At 28.6% G+C, this 18,937-nt stretch carries 16 protein-coding genes and 1 tRNA gene; 8 read left to right on the forward strand and 9 right to left on the reverse strand.

Annotated elements, in window-relative coordinates; translation table 11 throughout:
* Nucleotides 1-834, reverse strand: a complete 834-nt coding sequence (locus tag DUT90_RS01895) for an aminotransferase class IV (protein ID WP_114425031.1) — start codon at nt 832-834, stop codon at nt 1-3.
* A 100-nt stretch (nt 835-934) separates the two neighbouring features.
* Nucleotides 935-1,318, reverse strand: a complete 384-nt coding sequence (locus DUT90_RS01900; RefSeq protein ID WP_114425032.1) for an START-like domain-containing protein — start codon at nt 1,316-1,318, stop codon at nt 935-937.
* Between the two features lie 252 nt (nt 1,319-1,570).
* Between DUT90_RS01900 and DUT90_RS01905 the strand changes: the two genes are divergently transcribed.
* From DUT90_RS01905 to DUT90_RS01935, 7 genes are all read left to right on the forward strand, one after another.
* A tRNA-Met gene (locus DUT90_RS01905) sits at nt 1,571-1,644 on the forward strand.
* 52 nt (nt 1,645-1,696) lie between these two features.
* Nucleotides 1,697-3,049 carry a site-specific integrase gene (locus DUT90_RS01910; protein ID WP_114425033.1) on the forward strand — a complete coding sequence of 451 codons (1,353 nt, stop codon included), beginning with the start codon at nt 1,697-1,699 and terminating at the stop codon, nt 3,047-3,049.
* Complete coding sequence (locus tag DUT90_RS01915; RefSeq protein WP_147266193.1) at nt 3,049-4,014, forward strand: hypothetical protein; 966 nt, start codon at nt 3,049-3,051, stop codon at nt 4,012-4,014. Before DUT90_RS01910 ends, DUT90_RS01915 begins: the two co-directional genes overlap by 1 nt.
* 207 nt (nt 4,015-4,221) lie before the next feature.
* Nucleotides 4,222-4,440, forward strand: a complete 219-nt coding sequence (locus DUT90_RS01920; RefSeq protein ID WP_114425035.1) for a hypothetical protein — start codon at nt 4,222-4,224, stop codon at nt 4,438-4,440.
* 11 nt (nt 4,441-4,451) lie between these two features.
* Nucleotides 4,452-5,486, forward strand: a complete 1,035-nt coding sequence (locus DUT90_RS01925; RefSeq protein ID WP_114425036.1) for an AAA family ATPase — start codon at nt 4,452-4,454, stop codon at nt 5,484-5,486.
* A gap of 1 nt (nt 5,487) precedes the next feature.
* Nucleotides 5,488-5,688, forward strand: coding sequence for a hypothetical protein (locus tag DUT90_RS01930; RefSeq protein ID WP_114425037.1), 201 nt, complete (start codon nt 5,488-5,490; stop codon nt 5,686-5,688).
* A gap of 36 nt (nt 5,689-5,724) precedes the next feature.
* Nucleotides 5,725-6,594 (forward strand): DUF6371 domain-containing protein, encoded by an 870-nt coding sequence (locus tag DUT90_RS01935; protein ID WP_114425038.1) that lies wholly within the window; start codon nt 5,725-5,727, stop codon nt 6,592-6,594.
* A gap of 222 nt (nt 6,595-6,816) precedes the next feature.
* On the opposite strand, the gene DUT90_RS01940 is transcribed toward DUT90_RS01935, so the two are convergent.
* From DUT90_RS01940 to DUT90_RS01965, 6 genes are read right to left on the reverse strand one after another with little or no spacing between them, the layout of a single operon-like run.
* The gene (locus DUT90_RS01940; RefSeq protein ID WP_114425039.1) at nt 6,817-9,957 is read right to left on the reverse strand and encodes a type I restriction endonuclease subunit R; all 3,141 of its coding nucleotides are present in this window, start codon (nt 9,955-9,957) and stop codon (nt 6,817-6,819) included.
* Nucleotides 9,958-9,968: 11 nt separating this feature from the next.
* Nucleotides 9,969-11,759, reverse strand: coding sequence for a DUF262 domain-containing protein (locus DUT90_RS01945; RefSeq protein ID WP_114425040.1), 1,791 nt, complete (start codon nt 11,757-11,759; stop codon nt 9,969-9,971).
* A gap of 16 nt (nt 11,760-11,775) precedes the next feature.
* Entirely contained in the window at nt 11,776-12,921 is a 1,146-nt protein-coding gene (locus DUT90_RS01950) for a PD-(D/E)XK nuclease family protein (RefSeq protein WP_114425041.1), read from the reverse strand.
* A 9-nt stretch (nt 12,922-12,930) separates the two neighbouring features.
* Nucleotides 12,931-14,742 carry an ATP-dependent endonuclease gene (locus DUT90_RS01955; RefSeq protein WP_114425042.1) on the reverse strand — a complete coding sequence of 604 codons (1,812 nt, stop codon included), beginning with the start codon at nt 14,740-14,742 and terminating at the stop codon, nt 12,931-12,933.
* Between the two features lie 15 nt (nt 14,743-14,757).
* Nucleotides 14,758-15,975: a restriction endonuclease subunit S gene (locus tag DUT90_RS01960; RefSeq protein WP_114425043.1), complete on the reverse strand. Its 1,218-nt coding sequence runs from the start codon at nt 15,973-15,975 to the stop codon at nt 14,758-14,760.
* Nucleotides 15,959-17,536 (reverse strand): class I SAM-dependent DNA methyltransferase, encoded by a 1,578-nt coding sequence (locus DUT90_RS01965; RefSeq protein WP_114425044.1) that lies wholly within the window; start codon nt 17,534-17,536, stop codon nt 15,959-15,961. Before DUT90_RS01965 ends, DUT90_RS01960 begins: the two co-directional genes overlap by 17 nt.
* Before the next feature lie 250 nt (nt 17,537-17,786).
* On the opposite strand from DUT90_RS01965, the gene DUT90_RS01975 reads away from it, so the two are divergent.
* Nucleotides 17,787-18,269: a hypothetical protein gene (locus tag DUT90_RS01975; RefSeq protein WP_114425046.1), complete on the forward strand. Its 483-nt coding sequence runs from the start codon at nt 17,787-17,789 to the stop codon at nt 18,267-18,269.
* Between the two features lie 96 nt (nt 18,270-18,365).
* Here DUT90_RS01975 and DUT90_RS01980 read toward each other — a convergent pair whose 3' ends face one another.
* Nucleotides 18,366-18,935: a hypothetical protein gene (locus tag DUT90_RS01980; protein ID WP_114425047.1), complete on the reverse strand. Its 570-nt coding sequence runs from the start codon at nt 18,933-18,935 to the stop codon at nt 18,366-18,368.
* Nucleotides 18,936-18,937 lie beyond the last annotated feature (2 nt).

The following is an 18,937-nucleotide window of genomic DNA, read 5'->3' on the forward strand; positions in this document are numbered from 1 at the left end:
TTACTTTTCTGTTATTTGTAATATGCGTAAACTATTAGCTAATTTTTTACCTATCTCAGTTGTAAAGGTTTTCTTTTTGTAGTTTGTTACAGGTTGAATTCCCATTATGGCATTTGTTATAAAGACCTCGTCTGCTTTTTGTATTTCGAATGGAGAAATTGAAGTTTCCTCTACAACATACTCTTCCTTTTTGGTTAACATTTCTAAAACCCTTTTTCTAACAATACCTTTTATACATCCTTCTGTTAACGCTGGTGTTTTAATAACATTATCTTTAACAATAAAAATGTTACCATTAGTTACCTCAACAACACCTTTTCTTTCATTTAACAAAACACAATTATCTACATCATTTTCATCAGCAAAAATACTTGCCAATGTATTTAACATTCTATTGTTTGTTTTTACTGTAGATAACAAGCCAGAATAGTTGTAAAAATCTTTAAAGACATCTAATTTATATATTTCTTGTATTTGGTATGAAAACGCTTTTACATCTACACTATAATCTATCAAGTTAGTTTTAGGTTTATAAAGTCCACCATCTTTTCTATACACATTTAATCTAACTCTATACGCTGCTGCTTGATCCTGCACAGCAACTGTTTTTAAAATTTCTTTTTCTAAAAATTCTAGCGTAAATGTTATTGGTATTTTCATACGCAACATGCGCATAGAAGCCATTAATCTAAAGTAATGATCTTCCCAAAAAACAACTTTGTTATTGATAACTTTAACGGTTTCAAAAATGGCATCTCCATATTTAAATCCTCTATTTTCAATAGATAAGGTTACATTTTCTAAATACAATAACTCCCCATTAAAATTTATCATAAATCTTGATTTTGAGGTTGCAAAATTAACCTATTTTGAAATAATTTATCATAAAAAAACTCAACAATTTGTTGAGTTTAGTAATTTTATAAATTTGATTTTATGCGCCTATAGTATGTTTTAATTCATCTATTTGATTTTCCCAAAGTTGTTTTGCTTCTTCCACTTCATCTTCATCATCTGCAAAATCTATAATCATCAAAGAAACATCTTTGGTTAGAGCATCTACTTGAATTCTAATTTCAAAAAAACTATCATCGTCTTCACTTTCTAACCATTTAAAACGAACTTTTTCATCAGATTTTTTAGATATAAGTTCTGCTTGTTCTTCAGCTCCATCCCACTCAAAAGTAAAAATTTTCCCTCTGGAGTTTACCTTATCTGCAAACCATTCTTGCAAATTGGAAGGAGATGAAATATATTGATATAACATATTGGGTGATGCATGAATAGGGATTTCTAATTCAAATTGAGTTTTATCCATCATTAAGTTCTTAGGATGACAATATAGGTATTAAATTTTTAAAAAAAAATTTCTTGAAACTAACTTTTTATTGGTTTTTATAATAATTATATTACTTTTTCAACTTTACATTTAAAATGATAAACTTCACTTTTTTTGCCTAAAGTCTATTTCTTACACAAAAAAGAATAAAATTTGTTTTCTTAAAAAAAAGTAAAAACTCATCTTGGTAATCTGTAAAAATCGATTATATTTGCACCCTCAAAACCAAACGGCGAGGTAGCTCAGTTGGTTAGAGCGCAGGATTCATAACCCTGAGGTCACGGGTTCAAATCCCGTCTTCGCTACAAGCATAAGCTAAATAAAATCAACGAATTGTGTCTCACAATTCGTTTTTTTATGCCTTCTTTTTCCTTACTTTTACCAAGAGTACATGATTTAGTACACATTTTACCTATGAAATTGAATTATTCTGAACCAAAAATTTTTACAGGTGGTGTAGACGTTACAAAATGGTCTAAACTATCAAACAGCGAAAAGAAGAAAGCGCTTTCCAAGAGTTGGTACATTTATTATTCTTTTAGAAACCCAAAAACGGGAAAACTACAAAGACAAACTAATATCAAAGCTGGTGTAAATTTGTATAAAGACAAAAAAAGTAGGCTTCATATTTTAAATCAGTTAAAAAAAAGTTTGGAATATATATTATCAAAGGGTTTTAATCCCTATGAGAATAATAGTTCTTTGGCATCATTTATAGAACAACTTTTAATAAGTGAAAACACTTCTGAAAAATCAAATTCAAAAAAACCTAAAACACATTTACATTTAGTAGAAGAAGACAATACTCCTTTCTACCCTATCAATAAAGCTTTTGACTTGTCATTGACAATAAAATCAAAAGTATTAAACGAGGTATCATATAAAAATTTTGAAGGTAGAATAAACCGCTTTAAGAAATGGTTAAATGCATCTAATGTTAACCTAAATGAAGATATTTCTATAATTTCAAAAAAAATTGTGATACACTATTTAAATAACGTACTACAAAAATCTAGTGCTAGAAATAGAAATAATACTAGAACAGATTTAAGTTCTTTATTTCAGACCTTAGAAGACAATGAGATAATAAAAGACAATTTTATTAAGAAAATTAATGTTTTAAAATCTACACCTGAACGCCATAAAACATATACATCTAAAGAATTAAAAGATATTTTTAGATATTTAAAACAAAGCGATCCTATATTGTATTTGTTTGTTCAATTTTTGTCTTATAACTATTTAAGACCCGTTGAAGTCTGTCGTTTAAAAATTGGTGACATCGACCTAATTGATAAAAAAATATCAGTTAGAGCCAAAAACAAACCAGTTAAAATAAAAATTATACCTAATATATTAATCGAACAACTTCCAGATATTTCAAAAATGAACAGTACTGATTATTTATTTACTCCTAATAAAATTGGGGGTACATGGGTAACCAAGGAAAATAATAAGCGTGATTATTTTTCGAAACAATTTAAAAAAGTTAAAGATCATTTTGGGTTAGGAAAAGACTACGGACTTTATAGCTTTAGGCATACTTTTATTACAAAGCTTTACAGAGAAATGGCAAAAACAAGCACACCTTTTGAAGCGAAAAGCAAATTAAAATTGATTACAGGACATGCTACTATGGATGCATTAGAACTCTATCTTAGAGACATCGACGCTGTATTGCCAGAAGATTATTCAAAATTGTTGAAGTAATGGTTAAAAAATATTATAACATAATACCCAGCCATTTGTTTACAATAAAAGATACAAGTCTAATTATGAAACATCTTGAAGAAAACAAAATTTGTGAAAAGTTTATATTGAAAAATGTCTCAGCAAATTTTGAGAAAACAGATAAATTGGGCGAATGGATTTCTCGAGGTGAACTATGTAAAAGCAGATTCATTTATAGATATACAACTTCTGTAATAGAAGAGTTATACTCTTTTCTGTTAGACCATTACAAATCAGGGTTAAATCAATACATACTTTTCAACTTAAGCTTTTATGAAGAAACCTTTGGTAAAACCTACGAAAAGAGCAAAGAAATTGCATTAAATTATTTCAATACCTATTATAACCAAATCCCTATACACCCAAGCTTTAAACTAAAATTTGATAGTAATAGGAATATGATACCAACCCCAAAATTTGAATCTTTATATAATTATAAGAAAAATTTATTATTAAATATTGAAAACAAGTCTGAGTTAATCATTCCATATTTAGCAGGTAATATTGACTTTTACAATAGCCATCTATTTCATAATAATTTTATAATTAAAGAAGTTTTTGAATTTGAAAATAACTTAAAAATTTTAATTGAATTAAATAGAAGATTTAAATTTGAAGAAGATAATATTTTTACTCAAAAAAGTATTTCACAAAAAATATTTGAAAAATACGAAGATGAATTTGATTCTTTAAAACAGATAGAATTTATAGAATACCAAATCAAATTAAAAGAAAAAACTATAAGAGCTGATATAGTTAGTCTATTTGATTTTTTTTCAAATCATTTAAATATAAAAACACCTTCTGGAAAAGTATTTGGCGAAATTATAAACAGTTATTTTGATTTTAATTTTAGTAAAATCAAATTGAATTCATCTGAAAGCACTAAGCATTTCAAAAATATTGAAAAATTGAAAAAAGACTGGGAGAATTTCACAAATTAGAAGTCATTTTTTAGCATTTCCAATAAAACTAAAATTTTCCCACACATTTCCCACACATTTCCCATTTTTCTTCCATTGTATAATACGCATTGTATCACAATATTGCATCTAGTTAAATCTTGTTAATTAGGTAGTTATCTATTGATGTAAAATCTCCTTACTTTTTAGCAAGCATTTATTTAACTAATAAAGCATAAAAAAAGTAAAATGGAAAAAACTATCAATTTTAGAATTTCGGAAGAAAATAAACTGGAATTACAATTTATTGCAGAAGAAAGAGAAATTAAAGTATCTCATTTAGTAAGAGAAATTATTAATGACTTTATAGAAGATTACTACGGAGATGACAGTCCAGTATATATAGATAATCAAGAACCTATTGAAGTTTTTCTAGAAGTTCCTAGTGATTATAATTTCAATCAGTAAATCGAGATGCTATGTTATCAAAAAAAATCGATTTAATTAAAAAGGATATTTATATCCACCAACAAAAATTAAACTCCAAAACTTTAGAAACTGGTTGCTTAATTGTAAAAGAAGCCAATACTTGGGTTGATGAAGCAAAAAATAGACCAATCCCAAATATGCTATTTAGCGAACTTTGGTATGAGAATGAAGTCTGTATTCTATTTTCTGATACTAATTTAGGAAAATCAATTCTTGCTGTTCAAATAGCAGATAGTTTAAGTCAAGGAAAACGGATACATGGTTTCAAATTAGAGGGTTCCGCTAGAAAGGTATTGTATTTAGATTTTGAGTTGTCTGACAAACAATTTGAAAATAGATATTCAGATAATTTTAAAAATCATTATCAATTTAGTCCTGGTTTTTTTAGGGCTGAATTGAATACTGATTTAGGATTACCTAATCAATACAAGAATTTTGAAGAATACCTCTGCAATACTTTACCAGAAAGTATATCTAAACATAAAGCATCAATTTTAATAGTTGATAATCTTACTTTCTTAAGTGGGGAAAATGAAAAAGCTAAAGATGCTTTGGTATTGATGAAAACGCTCAAAAAAATATCAAGGACTAGTGGAGTATCAATTTTAGTACTAGCTCACACCCCAAAAAGAGATGAATCTAAACCTATTACAAAAAATGATTTAGCGGGTAGTAAAATGTTAATGAATTTTTGTGACAGTTGTTTTACAATTGGTAAAAGTTCTCAAGACATGGCTTTAAGGTATATTAAGCAAATAAAGCAGAGAAACACAGAACATATCTACGATTCTGACAATATAGTGTTATGCAGTATTAATAAAGAAACGAACTTTTTAAAATTTTGTTATGAAGGTTTTGATTTTGAAAAAAATCATCTCCAAACTAATAATAAAATAAGTTCTGATCAAATAGATAATCAGATAAAAATGTTAGTTGCTGAAGGTTTTACAAATGATAAAATTGGAAGTAGATTAGGTTATTCTGAAGCAGGAATTAGAAAAAGAAGAAAAAAGTTAGAAATTTAATATGGTAGCTTCTGATGTATATAATATTGCTAAAGCTCTTTCTAAAGAAGAGTTTGTTAAGCTATATAATATGCTCAGGACTGATGTAAATAAAAATAACTTAAAAATAAGAAATAAACTTCCAGAGTTTTCTAAAAAAGATGCTTTACAATATTTGTTAGAAAATCATATTAAAAAAAATCGTACCAATCGTACCAGATAAATAGTACGAAAAGTACGACTCAAACTAATTTATAAGGTGAACAAGAATTACAAATACATTTTAGATAGAAGCAGTAAGAAATTTAATTGCCCGAATTGTCACAAAAAAAGTTTTGTAAAATATATCGACAATGAAACAAATCTCTATTTAGATCCTACTATTGGTAGATGCGATAGAGAGCGTAAATGTGGTTATTTTAAAAAACCAAATAATAATACAATTTCTAATATTTGTATTACAAACCATAATACAATCGCTTTACCACCTACCTATCACAATCAAAATGTATTGCAAAAGTATTGCAATACCAGACAACAAAGTAATTTTGTCACTTACTTATACAGACATTTCCCGCAACAAGATGTATTGAATGTTGTAAAAAAGTATCACATTGGTACTACAAACTATTGGTATGGTGCAACAATATTTTGGCAAATTGATGATTCACAAAACATTAGAAGCGGAAAAATAATGCAATACAATAGTATTGCGGGAAAGCGAATAAAAGAACCTTTTAATCATGTTTATTGGATGCACAAACAATTAAATTTACCCAATTTTGTATTGCAACAATGTTTATTTGGATTGCACCTTATAAATACTATTTCTAAAACGGATATTATTGGTGTAGTAGAGTCAGAAAAAACAGCAATAACCATGAGCCTTTTAATTCCAAATCTTTTATGGTTAGCCACTGGTAGTAAAACCCATTTTAAAGAAAAGATATTAATACCAATTAAAGATTACAAAATCATTGCTTTTCCAGATAAAACTGAATACGTTGATTGGAATAAAACTGCACAGTATTTAAAAGCAAAAGGTTTTCAAATTAGTTGCAGTGAATTTTTAGAAAATTTGGAAGTTGAAAACGGAGGCGATTTGATTGACTTTTTAAGTTTGAATTAAGAAATTAAACCAATTGAGTAAACTAAACTAAAAAGTAGGTGAGTAAAGTTATTCTGAAATTTTTCTTAAACATAAGTCATCTATCTATTTTATCAATTTTCAACCTCTAAGAAATAGATATCCTATATTTTTTGTTTTATTTTCATTACTTTTTTTTGGCGTCCAAAGCAATCAAATAACTTGTAACTATTTTTTTATATAATATAAAATTGACAAAGTTTTTTACTTATATTTCTTAAAATTCTCAGCCTGTTCAAATATTTCCTTAAAAACCTCGTCTTTGGTAATTGGAGGATAATCATTTTCTGCTAACAGAATTATCAAGTCAACTTTTAATTCTGCCTTAATATCATCACGTTGATTCCAATCTGTGTATTTAGCTTTATCGTCTACTACTTTCTTAACTTCCTTAGCCAAATGAATTAACTTTTCTTCTGGATAATCAAAATCGTATTTATGTGCAATTGCCTTTAAAATATCATAAAATGCTTTTTCCTCGAAATCAATACCCAAATCTTGAAAAGAACTTTTTTCTTTTCTTAATTCATGATACAAATCAATTATTTCATCCGTAAAATCTTCTAGCACTCTACTTTGTAAAATATCGTCTTCTTTACGTTCATTGTATTTATCAACTATGCTTTTAAATTTTTTAGAAAAATCTATTCCTTGAATCTTGTTAGTCTTTTTTAAATCGTCAATTGCTTTTAATAACAATTGTTGCAATAATTTAATTTTGGTATTGGGTAATTTAATTTTTTCAATTTTTGCTAAGTAAGCTTCATCAAAAATATCTATTTCATTCTTTTTGTCTTCTCCTAACTTAAAGATTTCTTCAATACCATCGCTCTTTAAAGCTTCTTTAATTAATTCTCTAACTCTTGTATTCATTTGTGCTGTGTCTGGCGCACTTCCTTTTGTTAGCTTAAATACAATAGAGCGAATTGCTAAATAAAAATGAATATGATCTTTCTGGGCTTCTGTAAACTCTTCTGTACCACAACAAATATCATAAGCAGCTTTTAAGCGTTTTATAATATTCATAAAACGTGTTTCTATGTTTTTGGTAAGTTGAACAAATTCTGCGCCTTTATTTAAGCACTCTAGTTGTTTGATGCCAGTTTTAGTAAAGTAGTCTGATGCATCAAATTTATGAAAGAGTCTAGACAATAAATCCAATTGATCCTTTACAACAATGATAGACGTTTCTATATCTTCAAAATTTTGACCATCAACCTTTGAGTATTGCTTTAAGGCTAAATTCATTTGTTTTTTAAAACCAATATAATCTACAACCAAACCTTTAGATTTGGTTTTATACTTTCTATTAACTCTAGAAATTGTCTGAATTAGATTGTGTTGTTGTATGGGTTTATCTATATACATGGTATCTAAAAATGGTACATCAAAACCTGTTAACCACATATCTACAACAATGGCAATTTTAAAATTCGATTTCTCGTTTTTAAATTGTCTATCTAATTCTTTTCTGTCTTCTTTTGTACCTAATAATTCATACATTTCTTTAGGATCATCTTTACCACGAGTCATTATCATTTTAATGCGCTCCATTGGTTTGATTTCTTTCTTTTCTTTTTCTGTTAGAGTAGAACCTTCTTCAAACGCTTTAATTTCTGTCCATTTTGGTCTTAGAGCAATTATTTCTTTATATAAATGAAAAGCTATTGGTCTAGAACTACATACAAATAGTGCTTTTCCTTTTAAAGTTGCACCTTCTTCTATTCTGGTTTCATAATGTTTTACAAAATCTTCTGCTACTGCCTTTAATCTATCAGGATCGCCAATTACGGCATTCATATTTGCTGAAGCTTTTTTACTTTCTTCGATTTGGTAATCATTAGCACCTTCTTCAGCACATTGGTTGTAATATGCTTCTATTTCTTCTAGCTTCTTACTCTCTAAAATAACTTTTGCAGCTCTACCTTCATAAACAATTCTTACAGTAATATCATCTTTTTCAGATTCTGTCATCGTGTAAGAATCTATAATATCTCCAAAAACATTTAAAGTAGCATCAATAGGTGTTCCCGTAAAACCAACATAAGTTGCATTTGGTAAAGAGTCATGCAGATATTTAGCAAAACCATAGGTCTTTTTTATTCCATCTTCTGTTACTGTAATTTTTTGATCTAAATTAATCTGACTTCTATGGGCTTCATCAGAAATACAAATTACATTATTACGTTCTGTTAATAATTCTAAATCTTCTGTGAATTTATGAATAGTAGTTAAAAATACACCACCACTTTTTCTACCATGTAAAAGCTCTTTTAATTGTTTTCTACTCTCAACGCTAACAACTGTATTATCTCCAATAAATTCTTTTGCATTTGTAAATTGTGCAGATAATTGATCATCTAAATCTGTTCTGTCTGTTATGATTATTAAAGTTGGGCTTTTAAAATGTGTACTTCGCATTAATAATCTCGCTAAGAATAACATTGTGTAACTTTTACCACAACCTGTTGCACCAAAATAAGTTCCACCTTTTCCATCGCCATCTGGCTTTTGATGTGATTTTATATTCTCTAGTAATTTTGTAGCTGCATAATATTGAGGATATCTACAAACTATTTTTAAATCTTGTTTGTTGCTATCTGGAAAGTAGATAAAATGATGAATTACTTCTCTTAACCTGTTTCTATTAAACAAACCTTGAATCATGGTATACATAGAATTGATACCATCTACTTCTTTATCTAAACCCAACACTTTTCTCCAGGCATAATAGAACTCATAATTTGCAAAAAAAGAACCCATTTTACTATTTACACCATCGCTAATAACACAAAAAGCATTGTATTTAAAAAGTTCTGGAATGTCTCTTTTGTAACGTGTAGTTAATTGAACATACGCATCATGCATTGTTGCATTTTCACGAATAGCACTTTTAAATTCCATTACTACTAAAGGCAAACCATTAATATATAAAATACCATCTGGAATCCGTTTTTCATAACCGTAAATTTCTAATTGATTAACAATTTTATAAATATTGCTATCTGAATCAGAATAATCTAGTAAATGAATATATAAGTCTTTTTTAGAACGATCTTCTCTTTCTAACTGAAAGCCATTAGAAACTAGTTTCATGATTTGCTTGTTAGACTCATATAAGTCTGAAGCACTAAAAACTTGTAATTTTCTAACTACACTTTCTATTTCATTTTTTGTAATGTTATCTGACTTGTATTGATTTTGCAAATAACTTTTTATATCTGCTTTAATTAATACCTCGTTTTGTTGGCGCTCAACAGCATTTCCTAAAACATGAGGAATCCCCTCGTTACCCAATAACTCTATAAAAACGTTTTCTAATTGTGCTTCTGTAAACTTTTTCATAAAATCAATTTTTACAATTGCTCATAATAATTCTTAATTTTAGATGCCATTGATTTTCTTCTTTCTTTCAAGAAATTATTATAGTCTAAATGTGTTGCGTTTAAAAGTGTTTTAGGAATGTCGTTTACCAATAAATTACTTTCTAAATTTTTGTTGCTATCTAAAGTACTAATATCAAATGTATTTGAACTTATCTGATGTTTAACTTTCTCTAAATAATCTTTTGGTGGTAACATACCTACTTTTATATTAGTAGCTTGTTCTGTGTAAACAAAATTGGCTACCTGATTATATTGCTTTGGTATATATCCGTTTTGTACGAGGTATTTTTTAGGAAAAATATGATGTAAATCTCCTCGTTGTTCTATTAAACTACTAATTTTCATACTTTTTGATAAAAATGCTGGTGCATTGCCATAACATTGTGCAGCTAAATAAACATTATAAGCGTTGTTGTTTACGCTTGAAGATTCTAATTGACTTACCAATGCAAACTCCCAAAAACCTTGTCCTAAATGGTTTTGTTCCATTTGCTTTAAATACTCTGCAATTCCTTTTTCATTGATTTGCTTAATATCTTCGTCTATCATAGATTCTGCTGAACCTGAATATCTGCTAATTAACAAAGACATAATTAACCAACGTTTTACGTAATGCTGAATTTCAGATTCTGGCATACCATCTTTACGTAATTTTAAATACAATGCATAGGAAAAGTTTAAACTGTTTTTAGAAGAAATTAATTTCTGATGTATTAATCCTGCTGATTTTATCAACATAATAAAACGTTGATAACTAGTTTGGTTTACAAAGTCCATTAAACCATTTGATAGTTTATTATAACTGTGCTCAGAAATTGTACTTTCATAGGTTCTAGCTTCAAAATTACGCCCAGACAACAAGGCTACCAAATCACTAAATTTACCACGACTGAATTTATATGTAAAAGCTACACGCAATACATCAATGTAATCTGGTACATACAAGTCATCACTACCTGTTGCCATCCATTTTAAAGCTTTGTAATAATCGCTTTCTGCAAAATGTGTATCATTGTCTATAATATGTTTGTTAAAATCTTTATCTACTAACAATCTGCAAAAATAATCGACCAGTTTACGCATTTTGTTACCTCCATACACTTCATCTGATGCTATTTTAGACATTACAAAATCTGCATTGCTAAGCACCACACCTTTTTGGTTGATTCTAATAAAAATATCAGTAACTGTATCTATATCTAATGAGCTGTCTAACTCTATAATACCAACCTGTTTGGTTTTTATACGTTTTAGATTTTCTATTCTATCTTCTATTAAATCCTCGTCAGCTTCTGGATTTAATTTTACGTAGGCTCTAATTGCTTTTGTTATGGAAACCTCATCATTAATAATGGGATTGATGTTGTTAATCCATTCTGGACTTTTCTCAAAGGCTTTGTTAAGTACCTCAAACTTTTCAGTTAATGGGTTAAATGCAATACGTATATTTATTTCTTTATAATTCTTATTTAAAACACGCTGCCCAACAACAGCAGCTGTTAACGCTGTAATACGTTGTTGCCCATCTATAAGCACTTTTTTACCTGCGGATAACTCTCCATTTTTTAACTTTACATCTGGGTTTCGCCACGTAATAATATACCCTACAGGAAAGCCTTGATATAAAGAATCTATTAAATCTCTAACTTTTACACTTTTCCAAACAAAAGGACGTTGTATTTCTGGTATTGCAATTTCGCCAGATTTTATCCAACTTAATAAAGTTTCTACTGGTTGTTGATGTACTGAATATTTTGCCATAGCTATTTTTTGTTTTTTAATTTTCTAAAAAACTTTCTAGTTTTCTAAAAATTGAAATGAAGTTATCTTTTTCGAGTTTATCTATAATAAAAGAAGATAAATTATGAATATCTTCTGCTTCTAAAATATATTCTTTGAGTGCGAAGTGCGCCCAAAAATTATTAGTATTTAAAAAGTTATCTGTAAAACAGATTTTTAATTCTTCTTCGCTAAGATCTATTTTATGATACTTTCTTTTATCTTTTAATGCTTTATGTTGTAATTCTATTATGATAACTAACTTGTTTTCTCCATTAGTTAATTTATCAAATAAAATGGTAAACATTAGGTTTTTGTTTTTATCTGAAATAAAATATCGTAATACATTGCTAGAATTTGAATTAGCTCTTGGAGTATTTAAATTAACACCATTTAAAACATTACCAGCCTTTTCAATTTCTGTTTTTACATGATGCTCAACACTTTCTAAAAAAGCTTTTGTATCTCTTATTTTTTGTTGATTTTTAAAGTAAAAATCAATTTCTTTTTTATTCATCATTTTAGTGCTTAGATTGGTTATGTTCTGAATGAAATCTTTTAAAAAGATGGTGTATTTTTCATTAGCATCAAGTAAATATAAACCCATGTTTTTTTGAATCTGTTGCATCAGTTTTTTGTGTGTGATGCAGATAAAATTAGAAGCATATTCAAATGCTGAATAATTACTTCTTGAAATATGTTGTAAAGATAGAATAACCCCTATTTTATTTGTACTTGATACACTCTCCCAATAATCATCTAGATTATTATTTAAATGATGGTATACCTTATTTTCTATAATGATTGAGTTTTCTGGACTGCTTAACAATAGATCTATTCTTCCGCCTTTGTTGGTAGTATACTCTGTAGTGATTTCGAAGTTGAAAAAAGTATTGATTAGAGTGCTTTTTTCTTTACCCAATCTAGAGGTTTTTAGCAGTTCTAACAAACTCTTTATAAATAAGTCTTTAAAATGATGCTCTTCATTTACATTAAAAAAGAACGCATAGATATTAGAGATTACATTCTCGTAATGGGGTTGTTTGGCAATACCTAAAAAGGTTTTGGGTTTTCCTTTTATTTTAGGAATTTCGTTTTGGTTGAGGAAATTTTGTAGTTCTTGAAATTTTATGTTTTCACTCATAATTACTAATTATAAGAATGGATTATCATCTTCTTCAACCAACCCCTCATTGTTTTCTTTAATCAAACCTAAAAAAAACTCTAACTTTTTAGGAAATAAATTCTCATTAAAAACAAATTCATTGCTATTTATTAAATCCCATATTGCTAGGCTATTTTTATTCTCAGAATCATATCCAATTACAGTTTCTAATTTTTTAACATTAAAATGTATATTAGCGACACCTGAGTTATGAATTAAATTCCAATTATTGGTTATCATTGCCTTCTTATCACTTTGTGTATAAATTTGACTTGCTTTTAATTCAGTCAATGTCTTAAACCCAATAATTGTTTCTATTGATAATTCAGATTCATCAAAATCCCAATCGTTGATAACAAAATATTCAAGATGAAAATGTTTACATAATTCAATTATGTAATTAGCAGTACTTTTTCCATGATGACATACAATTGAAATATTTTCAAAATTCATATATGCATCAGCAAACTTATCTTTATTTAATATCGACTCATTACCATCAATAAATTCTAAAACTTTTTGCTTGATTGCATAGTTATAGACCATAACATCATTTGGGCCTTCAACGAGAATTACTTTTTTACTAAAAAGAATTTTGTTTAAATTTGGTTCAATCGTTTTGATAAATTCATTGTACCGAGAAATATTTATTGGTTCACCATTACCTAAATCTAAACCTTCAAAATTAAACTCACCTACATCATTATATTTTTTTACAGTTTGATTGCTTTCATTCATTTCCAATCTGATTAAGCCCTTTGTATCAAATGGGTTAATCATTTTTGCTGAATGGGTTGTGAAAATAACTTGATGCCCTCTTTCTGCTAAACCACATAAAACAGTTTTATAAAAATACTCTTGATGATTTTCATGTAAAAAACTTTCTGGTTCTTCAAAGAGAAAAAGACACTCATCATCTTCACTAGATTCAGCTATTGCTTGTATCACAGCCATAACAAACATAGAGATATAGCCATCTCCAAAGTGATCTATAGGTACTAAGTTCTGTGTATCTCCATTTAAACCGACTTTAAATAACATTTTTAAAAAAATATCTTCATAAGTAGGAAGTCCAAATTCTACAGTGCAATTGTCGTTTCTTAGGTTTGTTATGTAGTTTTTTCTTATTAAGCTAATAAACTTTTCTAACTCTGAATCAGCTAATACCTTTTTAGTACTCTCATCAACTTCTTGTGCAAAAACATCCTTTTTATCACTCATAGTTGCATCAGTATCTACGACTTTTTGAATATGCTTTCCTAAAAATGATTTCAAATTTCCCCAACTTGTTTTTTGAGTACTTATCTCCTCTTTTATTTTATGAAAATTTATGTAAAAAATATTAAAATACCTTGTGGCTCCATAAGATTGCCAATTTATATCATCAACTAATTCACCTCCGTAATTTGGAACTTGATCTAAACCATTTAATGATTCTATTTTACTTCCTTCTATTTCATCGCCATCAATGTAAATTTTTAACCTATGATAACCAGAGAGGTTTGCTTGTTTTTCACCGTCAAACTTAGCTTCAGTTGAACTTGTAGCACCAAGAGTAATTGAAGGTACATTATCTATATTTTTATTATGAAAATCATTAATTGTAAAAGTATCTTTGCTAACAAAATTAACCTGTAAAGCGAATAAAATTGCATTCATTAAATTTGTTTTACCTGAATTATTATAACCAACAATAGAGACAGGTTTTTTATATTCTGAATTTGGAAAAACAAAATCTTGTCGCTCTTTAAATGACCTGTAATTTGCTATTGATATTCCATTTATTCTAATTTTTGACATAGCTTTTTTACTTTTTTAATTTATTATTTCTTTTTCAGCCTCAACTATAGTCATACGTTTTAATAAGATATTTGATAATTCCAATAGGTATCTTTCTTGCTCGTGTTTTACTTTTTTTGAATTCAAGAATATTTTACTAAACTTAGTAAATTTGGATAAAACGTATTTTGAAGGGTTTATTATATGATAATTCATTACCCAATCCTTATCACCTCTTGGCATTTTTGTTCCCTTTGCACCTTGCATTATGTAATCAAAAAATGAATCCTGTTCTAGGATGGTGTATATGAATGATTGATAATCTTTATTTTTAATAGTTAAACAGAGTACATCATTAGAGGCCCCACCAACGAATGATGCGTGCCATATTTTTTTCAAATAAGGACGAATATTTGAAATCAAAACATCGCCTGATATAAATTTAGCTACAGTCTTCGATGAAGGAAGTTTATTGGCTTTAGTAATTCCTTTTTTATTTTGAAGCATGTTATCAGTAGAAATATAGTTCTCAATTGATAAAGAGTTGATACTAACTCTATCTTTAGAAAAACTAGTGTGTTTCTTCAGTGGTTCAACGCTCCACCTAACAGGAATCTCCTTATCCAACTCCTCATTATAAACCATTGCACCACCAGAAGATTTATAAGGTTTACCCTCTGTATTAGGAAAGTTGAAATCTACAAACCAATGTTTGTATAAAGCTTGAGCAGTTTCTTCTAGTTTTTGGTTGAGTTGCTCATTAAGTTTTATACGATTTACAACAGTGTTGTATTCTTTAACAATTTCGTTTTGTTTTTCTATAGACGGAACCTTAATAGGTAAATCACATAAATCATCCCAAGTTATTCTACCTCTAACATCTCCTCCACTTTGAAACCATAAATATCTATCTGATTCTGATCTAGAAAACCACATCATTAAATATTCTGGGTTTAAAATACTTTCATCTGAAACTTCAAAAACATAGTATGCAGAAGATATTAGTGCCTTTTCATGATCAACCAATCTAGAAATAGGAAGTTTTTTATCTCTACCTACACTCATTAACTTACAACCAAACTGACCTTTTTTAATGACTTTATATTTTGTCATATCGGTTCCGTTGGTATTAGCTACTGATGGAATGAATACCTTATCAAGATTCACACCTAAAAGGAGTTCAATATTTTCATCATCGTTTCGGACATTAACTTGTCTAATGAAATCGCCTATTTTTCTATAATTCGATATCATAACCAAGCTCTTTAAAAACATTTAATAAGTCTTCTTTCGATTCTGCTTCTTGTTTTAATAAATCAGCCATTTCAGTTTGTAAGGCTTTCATCTTATCCTCAAAATTGATGTTTTCATCTCGGTTTACAAACTCTATGTATTTACTAGGTACAAGAGAATAATCTTTTTTGATGATGTCATCTTTTGTTGCTGAAAAGCAGAATTCTGGGATGTCTTTGTAAGATTCTTCTGCAAGCTCAGAATGACATTGCCAGTTGTGATAAGTGTCAGCAATATGTTTTATTTGTTTTGGTGAAAATTGAATAAACTTTTTCTCAAAAGGCTCACCAACTTCTCTTAAATCTATAAACAAAACTTCTTCTCTCTTTCTATAGTTACGTGTAGCGTCTGGAAGTTTTACAGTACGCTCCTTTTTATTGTTGTTTATAATCCATAGGGTTACAGAAATATTGGTCGTATAAAACATATTTTGAGGCAATATAACAATGGCTTCAACCAAGTTGTTTTCAATGAGTTTTTTACGTATTTTATATTCTTCTCCACCACCAGAAAGTGCGCCATTTGCCAAGATAAAGCCAGCCACTCCATTTTGTGAGAGCTTGGAAACCATATTTAAAATCCACCCATAATTAGCATTACTTTTTGGTGGAACATCATAGCCTTTCCAACGTGGGTCGTCTGTTAATTCATCACTAGCTCTCCAATCCTTTTGGTTAAAAGGTGGATTTGCCATAATAAAATCGGCTTTTAAATCTTTGTGCTGGTCTTTGGCAAACGTATCTGCGGGTACATCTCCTAAATTGGCAGCAATACCACGAATTGCCAAGTTCATTTTTGCTAGTTTGTATGTAGTAGATGTATATTCTTGTCCGTAAATAGAAATGGCTTTTTTGTCTCCATTATGGGCTTCAATAAACTTCATAGACTGCACAAACATTCCGCCAGAACCACAAGCAGGGTCGTAAATGATGCCTTGGTAAGGTTCAATCATTTCAGCAATGAGGTTTACAATACTTTTAGGGGTGTAGAATTCCCCTTTTCCTTTTCCTTCAGCTAAAGCAAACTTGCTTAAAAAATATTCATACACTCGCCCAACAATATCTTGTTCTTTGTCTTTTAAGGTGTCTATATTGTTTATGGTATCTAACAACGCTGATAGTTTGCTGACATCCATATTTAAACGTGAAAAATAGTTGTCTGGCAACGCACCTTTTAACGATGGGTTATTTTTTTCTACAGTATGTAATGCTGTATCTATTTTTAGGGCAATATCGTCTTGTTTGGCATTTTCTATAATGTAGCTCCAACGTGATTCTTCGGTTAAATAAAACACGTTTTTCTGTGTGTAGAATTCTACCATATCGATAAATCTCTCTTTGCCATCGTCTAGCAATTCTTGTCTACAAACTTGAAATTTATCACTTGCAAATTTTAAAAAAATTAGTCCTAAAACTACGTGTTTGTATTCTGAACTTTCTACAGTTCCACGTAATTTATTAGCTGAATCCCACAAAGTTTCTTCTATGGATTTTTGTTTCTTCGGTGATGCTTTTTTAGCCATTAGGCATATAAGTTGTTAAGTTTGGTTTGCAATTATTTTTTTGAATCTTAAAAATAGTAAAAAGAAGTGGAATAGGATTAAGGAAGAGTGTAATTGTAAGAAATAAAAAGCCTATGAAAAATTTGTTGAAGCTTAAAAAGAGTTTAAAAGGTGGTTTACTCCATTTTTTTAAGGTGGTTATCTTTAAAAATAGTAGTTTATTCATTGATAATCAACATAAAAAACCAATTTACCTTTGAAAAAAAACAATATGGCTTTAATATGTAGAACATCTAGAACATGGATAACAAGAGAAGTAATTGAACCAGTTGAAAACTGGGTAAATCAAAGAAGAAGAACCTGTAGGACAAGAAGAAGGTGGTGGCAGCGCCTGTGGTGTTGGTTTACCACCATTTTAGTATTAATTATTGTATGGGTTGTAAGAAATATAGTTGTTGAAATTTTAAATACAATTTGTGTTTTTATTACTTGGGTTATTGGTGCAATTCTACTTCCTTTTGCAGTAGCATATGATGCAATTGCAGGAAACTCTAATGTTGCAGGTTGGGTAAGAGATTGGTTTATAGAACCAACAAAAATAAGTTTTGTTTCTAAAGAAGATGATCCTAATAAACCCAAAAGTTTTATATACACTTTTATTTGTAATTGTGATAAAACTACATTTTCTGTAAACGCATCTAATGATGTTGAAGCGCAAAAATTAGCAACTAATTACTGTAAACCTAGATGTTAAAAACATAAAATCTTACTTAATTTTACAACCTTTATTTAAGCAAAAAACCTCCAACAAATTTGTTGGAGGTTGAATTATATTTTATATATAAAAAAATTATAAAACCCTATGTTCTTCAATGATAAATAAATCAGCTGAATCTAAAGCATTAATATCTTCTTGTATACACATGTGGTTTTGCTCTACCAAAGCATTAATTAGATTGGGGATTTCAGTAGTTGCATTACCTTCCATTAAAAACTCAGCATAACTGCCAATTACATAGGGTGCAGTATTTGTAAAGGATTGACAAATATGACCAAACTCGATTGCGTTGCTATTATTATCGTTATCTACAGCATGTACATATTCGTGAATAATTGTATTGGTAATGGAATTGGTGTCTCTATAAATTTTTCTACTATTCAAAAATATTTTATTCGGTTTGCTTTTTATAAAGTATCCTAAAACTTTACTATATCTCCATCTTGGTTTGTAGATTTTAACTTCTACTTCTAATTTAGATTTCTTAATAATATTAGAAATATCTTCCGATGAAAAGTCTGAACAATTAAAATCTCCATGATTTGAAATTAATTGGTAAAATTCTTCTGAATTTAAAATATCATTAGCATCTTCAATTGCTGTAATAATTTGACTAAATTTTCCTTTATAATTTATTCTCATAA

Origin of the sequence: Polaribacter sp. WD7, assembly GCF_003335085.1 — a bacterium.
Lineage (GTDB): Bacteria > Bacteroidota > Bacteroidia > Flavobacteriales > Flavobacteriaceae > Polaribacter.

Bases quoted from the DNA above. Each gene is read 5' to 3' on its own strand.
- DUT90_RS01895 (WP_114425031.1), bottom strand. From the start codon at position 834: ATGATAAATTTTAATGGGGAGTTATTGTATTTAGAAAATGTAACCTTA.
- DUT90_RS01900 (WP_114425032.1), bottom strand. From the start codon at position 1,318: ATGGATAAAACTCAATTTGAATTAGAAATCCCTATTCATGCATCACCC.
- DUT90_RS01910 (WP_114425033.1), top strand. From the start codon at position 1,697: ATGCCTTCTTTTTCCTTACTTTTACCAAGAGTACATGATTTAGTACAC.
- DUT90_RS01915 (WP_147266193.1), top strand. From the start codon at position 3,049: ATGGTTAAAAAATATTATAACATAATACCCAGCCATTTGTTTACAATA.
- DUT90_RS01920 (WP_114425035.1), top strand. From the start codon at position 4,222: ATGGAAAAAACTATCAATTTTAGAATTTCGGAAGAAAATAAACTGGAA.
- DUT90_RS01925 (WP_114425036.1), top strand. From the start codon at position 4,452: ATGTTATCAAAAAAAATCGATTTAATTAAAAAGGATATTTATATCCAC.
- DUT90_RS01930 (WP_114425037.1), top strand. From the start codon at position 5,488: ATGGTAGCTTCTGATGTATATAATATTGCTAAAGCTCTTTCTAAAGAA.
- DUT90_RS01940 (WP_114425039.1), bottom strand. From the start codon at position 9,957: ATGAAAAAGTTTACAGAAGCACAATTAGAAAACGTTTTTATAGAGTTA.
- DUT90_RS01945 (WP_114425040.1), bottom strand. From the start codon at position 11,759: ATGGCAAAATATTCAGTACATCAACAACCAGTAGAAACTTTATTAAGT.
- DUT90_RS01950 (WP_114425041.1), bottom strand. From the start codon at position 12,921: ATGAGTGAAAACATAAAATTTCAAGAACTACAAAATTTCCTCAACCAA.
- DUT90_RS01955 (WP_114425042.1), bottom strand. From the start codon at position 14,742: ATGTCAAAAATTAGAATAAATGGAATATCAATAGCAAATTACAGGTCA.
- DUT90_RS01960 (WP_114425043.1), bottom strand. From the start codon at position 15,975: ATGATATCGAATTATAGAAAAATAGGCGATTTCATTAGACAAGTTAAT.
- DUT90_RS01965 (WP_114425044.1), bottom strand. From the start codon at position 17,536: ATGGCTAAAAAAGCATCACCGAAGAAACAAAAATCCATAGAAGAAACT.
- DUT90_RS01975 (WP_114425046.1), top strand. From the start codon at position 17,787: ATGGCTTTAATATGTAGAACATCTAGAACATGGATAACAAGAGAAGTA.
- DUT90_RS01980 (WP_114425047.1), bottom strand. From the start codon at position 18,935: ATGAGAATAAATTATAAAGGAAAATTTAGTCAAATTATTACAGCAATT.